Genomic DNA, 6488 nt, shown 5'->3' with positions numbered 1-6488 from the left:
CCCGGCGCGGCGCCCCGCGTACCGCCGCCGCGCGCGGCCGATCCCCGCCCCGCGCACCGGCGCGGCTGAGCGCCCGGCGCGCGGCGGGCCGCCGACCGCGCCGGGCGCCGCGCACCGGGCAGCACCGCACCGGACAGCACCGCACAGCACCGCACCCGCCGAAAGGACCCGACCGCATGGAGCTGTTCCCGCCGATGCCGCTGGCCGACTGGGCGCCGACCAAGCGCACCCTGCACCGCTTCCTCCAGGTCGTGGGCAAGATCCGCCTGGAGTCCAGCCCGCGCCGCAACCACTGGTGGCACGTGCCCTTCCACCTCACCGGCAACGGGCTGACCACCCGCCCCATGGGCCAGGTCGACGGCAACCCGGTGTTCACCGTCGACCTCGACCTGGTGGGCCACCGGCTGTTCGCGCGCGTCATCGACGGCCGGGAGGCGTCGTTCTCGCTGCCCGGCCACAGCGTCGCCACCTTCCACCAGGAGGTGCTGACGACCCTCCAGGGGCTGGGGGTGCACGCCCGAATCCCGCACCCCTACCCCTACGACCTGCCCGACGCCGACCGCCCGTTCGCCGACGACACCGAGCACGACGACTACGACCCGGCGGCGGTGACCCGCTACTGGCGGGTGCTCAGCCAGGTCGGCCTGCTCCTGGAGGAGTTCGCGGGCCGCTACTCCGGCAAGACCAGCCCGGTGCACCACTTCTGGCACACCCTCGACATCGCCACCACCCGGTTCTCGGGCACGCCGGTGCGACATCCCGAGGAGGCCGGGCCGCTGATCCGGGAGGCGTACTCCCGGGAGGCGGTCAGCTTCGGGTTCTGGTTCGGCGACGAGGCCGAGGGCGCCGAGGGCACCGGGGACGCCGCCGGCCCGGTGCGCGAGCCCGCGTTCTACTCCTACACCGCCCCCGAGCCGCCCGGGCTGGCCGAGGAGCCGCTGCCCCCGGGCGCGGAGTGGCTGGCCACGGCGCCCGGCCGGCACCTGGCGCTGCTGCGCTACGACCGCGCCCGCCTGGCGCCCGACCCGCGCGGGGCGGTGCTGGACTTCTACGAGGCCGCCTACCAGGCGGGCGCGCGCGGCCTGGGCTGGGACACGGCCGAGACCGCCTGCCCGGGCGGGGGCACCGACCCCTACTTCAGGCACTGAGGCGGGGCGGGCGGGGCCGGCGGCAGGCGGGGGCCGGGCGCGGCACCCGCGCCGCCACGGGTCGGCGGGGACCGGTTACGGAACGGTTGTCATCGAACAACAAATCAGACCTAACCGTGCCAAATCACCGCAAGGGGGTACGGGGGGCGGAGCGCCGACTCACGAACCAACAGGTGCCCTCCCCCGAACAAAGGAGCCCCGCCGGCCGTGGAAGAACTCAACACAACGGTGAACGACGCGGTCGTCGCGTTCACCGACGCCTTCTGGATGTGGCTGCTCATCCCCCTGCTGGTCGTCCTCAGCCTGTACTTCACGGTGCGGATGACCGGCGTGCAGGTGCGGATGCTGCCGGAAATGTTCCGGACCCTGCGCAGCGCCCCCGAGACCGCGCCCGACGGCGGCAAGGCCATCTCGTCGTTCCAGGCGTTCTCGATCTCCGCGGCGGCCCGCATCGGCACCGGCAACGTCGTCGGCGTGGCCGGCGCGATCGCGGTCGGCGGCCCCGGCGCGGTGCTGTGGATGTGGATCATGGCCGTGCTCGTGGGCGCGGCGAGCTTCGTGGAGTCCACGCTGGGCCAGCTCTACAAGGTCCGCGACCGCAGCGGCTACCGCGGCGGCCCCGCCTACTACATGCAGCACGGGCTCAACGCCCGCTGGCTCGGCGTCATCTTCGCGATCGTCATCACCTTCACCTTCGGGTTCGTGTTCAACGCGGTGCAGGCCAACACCCTCACCAACGCCGTGGGCACCTCGGTGGACGCCCTGGGCGGGGGCACCCCCGGGTGGCTCTTCCCGGTGATCGGCGCCATCGTCGTCGCCGTCACCGCGCTGGTCGTCTTCGGCGGCGTGCGGCGCATCGCCCACGTCACCCAGTTGCTGGTGCCGTTCATGGCCCTGGCCTACATCCTGATGGGCCTGGCCGTGGTCGCGGTCAACCTCGACCGGGTGCCCGACGTGTTCGCGCAGATCTTCACCGGCGGCCTGGGCCTGCGGGAGTTCGCCGGCGCCGCCCTGGGCACGGTGATCGTCGAGGGCGTGCGGCGCGGCATGTTCTCCAACGAGGCCGGCCTTGGCTCGGCCCCCAACGCCGGGGCCACCGCCGCCGTCACCCACCCGGTCAAGCAGGGGCTGGTGCAGACCCTCGGCGTCTACTTCGACACGCTCGTCGTCTGCTCCATGACCGCGTTCCTCATCCTGGTGTCGGACCCCGCCTACGGCGCCGAGCGCGGCCCCGCCCTCACCCAGGAGGCGCTGGAGAGCAGCCTGGGCACGTGGTCGCTGCACGCGCTCACCCTGGTGCTGCTCCTGCTGACCTACAGCTCCATCCTGGGCAACTACTACTACGGCGAGGCCAACGTCGCCTTCATGACCGGCAACCGCTCGGTCATGCTCGGGTTCAAGCTGGTCTTCCTGCTGGCGACGTTCCTCGGCTCCATCGGCTCGGTGCAGATCGTGTGGAGCCTGGCCGACACCACGATGGGCTTCATGGCCCTGGTCAACCTCGTCGCTCTGGCGCCCTTGGGCGGAGCGGTGTTCCTCCTGGTCAAGGACTACAACGCACAGCGCAGGCAGGGCCTGGACCCGGTGTTCACCCGCGACCGGCTGCCGCAGTTGCGCGGCGTGCAGTGCTGGGAGGGACAGCGGGAGGAACCCGCCCGGACCGGAGCCTGAGCCGGTCCGCCCACCGGGGCCGGGGCGCGGGCGCGCTCCCCGGCCCCGGCCGGGGTGGGGGCCGGGGCGGAGGGCGTGGTGGATCGGTGCCGGGCGGCGGGCTTGCGCCGGGTCGCGCCCGGCCCCGACAATGATCGTCCGCGAGCCCCGACCCCGTTCCGCTCCCGCCCCGCTACGCCCGCAGCCCGCCGCCCGGCACCCACACCCGGAGGACGACCGTGGCCAAGGAGAACGGACACCCGACCACCAAGGCCGGCGACCTCAGCGCGGCGCTGGCCGACCTGGAGAAGGCCGTCAAGGCGTGGGAGGCGAGCCGGGATACCCTTGCCGAACTGCACGTGACCTCCGGCCGCCTGCTCAGCCACCTGCTCAACGACACCCGAAACACCCCCGGGCTGGGCGTCGCCCTCTCCAGGGCCAACGGCGCCGCCCACACCGCCACGTCCGACATGCCCGCCCGCGTCCTGGGACAGGACGGCCCCGCCCTGCTGGAGTGGGCGGCGACGCCGGAGGAGGCGCTGAAGACCCGCCGGCCCAAGGTGCGGACCGAGCAGGTGCGCCAGGCCGTCGCCCGGCTGGACGCCTCGCGCGAGGCCATGGACAAGCACATCCGGGTGATCCGCGGCGCCGAGTCCGACATCGCCGGCTACGAGAACGGGCGGACCGGGCTGGAGTCGATCCTGCGCTCCGGCCTCCCGCAGGTGGGCACGGTCGGCGAGGCGGCGGTGTCGATCAAGAGCGCCCTCAAGTTCCCGCCCGCCGAGAAGCGCGCGACGACAACCCCCCGCACCGCCACCATCGCCCCGGCGCGCCGCCGGGAGCCCGGGGGCGCGCACCGCAGGCGCTTCGGCAGATGACCGCGCGCGGCGGTTGCCGGGCGGCGGCCGGTTGCGCCGCGGCACGTCGGCCCCGACAATGATCGTCCGCGAGCCCCGCCCCCGCTCCGGCCCAGCCGTTCGACGTCCTTTACGGAGGGACCGCCGTGGAGCCGGACTCACCGGACACCTTCATCAGCGACCAACTCACCGGCGTCCTCGCCAAGGCCGACCTCGCCCCCGCCTGGCACCAGCACGCGTTCCGGCACGAGGCCAGGAAGTGGAGGGCAGCCGCCTCCCGCTGGATGGCGGCCCGGGAGGAACTCGAGTCGCTGCGGCCCCGGGCGCGCGAACTCGCGAAAGCGGCCCGCAACGAAGGAACGGCCTCCGCCGCCACCATCGAGGAACTGCACCGTACGACGGTGAGAGGAAGCACCTACACAGGACCCGCTGACGTGGTCTCGGTTCCCCCGCCGTCCATGGGGCCGGTGGCGCAGCGGATGCTCAACCTCCGCTCACCGCTGCGCCTGCGGGAGTACGTCACCGGACGGCGCCTGGAGGTGATCGGGACCGCCACCGAGCAGGTGCACGCATCGGCGAAGCGGATGGAGGAGGCCGTCCAGACCATCAAGGCCCAAGCGGCGGCGGCCGAGAAGCGGGCCGCCGAAGCCCGAGGGGAGCGCACGGGCGGGCCCGACACCGGCACGGTGGCGGAGAACGCGGACACGCAGCGCGGAGCCGTCGCCGCCGTGCTCGGCGACGCGCGGGGCACGGCCGCTCCGGCCGTCGTTCCCGGCGGCGCCCGCAAGGGCCGGGCGCCCCGGACCGCCGTCATCGCCCCGGCCCGGGGGCGCGGCGGCTCCGCGCAACCGCCCACCGGTAAGGCCGGGCTGTGACGCGGTGACACCGGCGCGGGCGCCTTCGGCGGCACCGCCGTAGGCCCCTGCTGACGCGGCGAAACGGGACGAACATGTCGATAGGCTTCCGGGGTCCTCAGCGGTCCCCGCGCGGCCGCGCCCGGTAGCAGCGTGGACGGAGCCCTTTCCCGTGAGTGTGCGCGAACGCGTCCAGCGTGTCGTGTCGGCCCCATGGTTCCAGCGTGGTGTCATCGCCCTGATCCTGGTCAACGCCGTGCTGCTGGGCGCCGAGACGTCACCGCGCCTGGTCGCCGCGCACGGCGAGCTGATGCGCGCGCTGGACCTGGCGATCCTGGGCGTGTTCGTGCTGGAGATCTCGCTGCGGGTCTACGCCCACCGGCGGGACTTCTTCCGCGACCCCTGGAGCTGGTTCGACCTGCTGATCGTGCTGGTCGCGCTGCTGCCCTCCTCGGGGCCGCTGTCGGTGCTGCGCGTGCTGCGGGTGCTGCGCGTCCTGCGCCTGCTGTCGGCGGTGCCGTCGCTGCGGCACGTGGTCGGCGGCCTGTTCAAGGCGCTGCCGGGCATGGCGTCCATCTCGATACTGGTCGGCCTGCTGCTCTACGTCGCAGCCGTCATGGCGACCACCCTGTTCCGCGCCACCGCCCCGCAGCACTTCGGCGACCTGGCGACGTCGCTGTTCACCCTGTTCCAGATCATGACCGGCGACAGTTGGGGCTCCATCGCCCGGACCGTGATGGAGGAGCAGCCCGCGGCGGCGGTGTTCTTCGTGCTCTACATCCTGGCCTCTACGTTCATCGCCCTCAATCTGTTCATCGCCGTCGCGGTCGAGGCGCTGGAGCACGAGCAGGACGACGAGCCGTCCTCCTCAGACGACGCGGACGCCGCGGGCGACGACGGCCCCGACAACGCGGCGATCATGGCGGAGCTGCGGGCGCTGCGCGCCGAACTCGCGGAGCTGCGCGGCGCCCGCGCGCCCGCCGCCGAGGACGCCTGAGCGGTCGCGGCGGGTCCGGAGGGTCCGGGGGTCGGCGAGCCCGGCACGCCCGGCGGGGCAGGCGTTCCGGCACACATGCGATACCACAAGTCAACCCCTCCGAGGGTGCCGAATCCGGTCAGGAGTCGCTAGTGTTCTAGGTCACAGCAGCCCGTGTGCGAGGGGGCCGGAATGACCATCGTCGCGATCGAGCCCGCTACCCCGGACCGGTGGCCGGACCTGGAGCGGCTGTTCGGCCCCACCGGGGCCTACGGCCACTGCTGGTGCGTCTACTTCCGCCGCCGCGCCAAGGACTTCACCGCCAGCATCTCCTGCGCCCCGCCCGAGCGCGGCGCCACCAACCGCGAGGCGCTGCGGCGTATCACCCTCGACGGCGCGGTGCCCGGCCTCATCGCCTACGACGGCGGCGAGCCCTGCGGCTGGGTCTCGGTCGCCCCCCGCGAGGACTTCATCCGCCTGTCGCGGTCGCGCTCCCTGCGGCCCGTCGACCCCAACGAGCCGGGCGTGTGGTCGCTGGTGTGCTTCTGGCTGCCGCCGCGCCGCCGCCGCAAGGGCCTGGGCTCCCAACTCCTGGACGCCGCGATCGAGCACGCCCGCGCCAAGGGCGGCCGGGTGCTGGAGGCCTACCCCGTGGACACCGCCGGAGGGCGCGCGCCCAGCGCCGAGGTCTACACCGGCACGGTGCGCATGTTCCAGAAGGCCGGGTTCACCTGCGCGCCCCACCCGGTGAGCGAGCGCCCGATCGCCCGGTTGACCCTGAAGGACGACTAGGCGCGGGTGCACCCGCGCGGGCGTCGGCCTCTGTCCGGTAGGCGGACGAGGCGGTGCCTCCCGTCGCGCGCGAGCCGCCGACCGCCTGCCCGGGGCGCCGCTTGCCGCCGCGTCGCGCGCGTCATCCCCTGACGCGTGTGCCGGTGTCCGCCCGCTCACACCACCCGCCGGACGGGGGCGCCCCCGCCGCCGCTGGGGGCGGCGGGGGCGG

6 protein-coding genes are annotated in these 6488 nt (G+C 74.0%); all 6 read left to right on the top strand.

Features of this window, described 5'->3' with window-relative positions; genetic code table 11:
• Positions 1–176: 176 nt before the first annotated feature.
• The 6 genes from LG943_RS12400 (at position 177) to LG943_RS12375 (ending at position 6277) form a co-directional block, all read left to right on the top strand.
• The gene (locus LG943_RS12400) at positions 177–1148 is read left to right on the top strand and encodes a DUF5996 family protein (protein ID WP_270072406.1); all 972 of its coding nucleotides are present in this window, start codon (positions 177–179) and stop codon (positions 1146–1148) included.
• 267 nt (positions 1149–1415) lie between these two features.
• Positions 1416–2819 carry an alanine/glycine:cation symporter family protein gene (locus LG943_RS12395; RefSeq protein ID WP_270072409.1) on the top strand — a complete coding sequence of 468 codons (1404 nt, stop codon included), beginning with the start codon at positions 1416–1418 and terminating at the stop codon, positions 2817–2819.
• A gap of 218 nt (positions 2820–3037) precedes the next feature.
• Positions 3038–3676 (top strand): hypothetical protein, encoded by a 639-nt coding sequence (locus tag LG943_RS12390; RefSeq protein WP_270072405.1) that lies wholly within the window; start codon positions 3038–3040, stop codon positions 3674–3676.
• A gap of 125 nt (positions 3677–3801) precedes the next feature.
• Positions 3802–4530, top strand: a complete 729-nt coding sequence (locus LG943_RS12385; protein WP_270072404.1) for a hypothetical protein — start codon at positions 3802–3804, stop codon at positions 4528–4530.
• Between the two features lie 151 nt (positions 4531–4681).
• Complete coding sequence (locus LG943_RS12380) at positions 4682–5506, top strand: ion transporter (protein WP_270072403.1); 825 nt, start codon at positions 4682–4684, stop codon at positions 5504–5506.
• Positions 5507–5677: 171 nt separating this feature from the next.
• Entirely contained in the window at positions 5678–6277 is a 600-nt protein-coding gene (locus LG943_RS12375) for a GNAT family N-acetyltransferase (protein WP_270072402.1), read from the top strand.
• The last annotated feature ends 211 nt before the right edge of the window (positions 6278–6488 follow it).

Origin of the sequence: Streptomonospora mangrovi (assembly GCF_027604915.1) — a bacterium.
GTDB classification, from domain to species: domain Bacteria; phylum Actinomycetota; class Actinomycetes; order Streptosporangiales; family Streptosporangiaceae; genus Streptomonospora; species Streptomonospora mangrovi.
This window is presented reverse-complemented; position numbering and strand designations above follow the sequence as displayed.

Coding starts and splice junctions, on each gene's coding strand:
- LG943_RS12375 (WP_270072402.1), top strand. CDS start 5,678: ATGACCATCGTCGCGATCGAGCCCGCTACCCCGGACCGGTGGCCGGAC.
- LG943_RS12395 (WP_270072409.1), top strand. CDS start 1,416: ATGTGGCTGCTCATCCCCCTGCTGGTCGTCCTCAGCCTGTACTTCACG.
- LG943_RS12400 (WP_270072406.1), top strand. CDS start 177: ATGGAGCTGTTCCCGCCGATGCCGCTGGCCGACTGGGCGCCGACCAAG.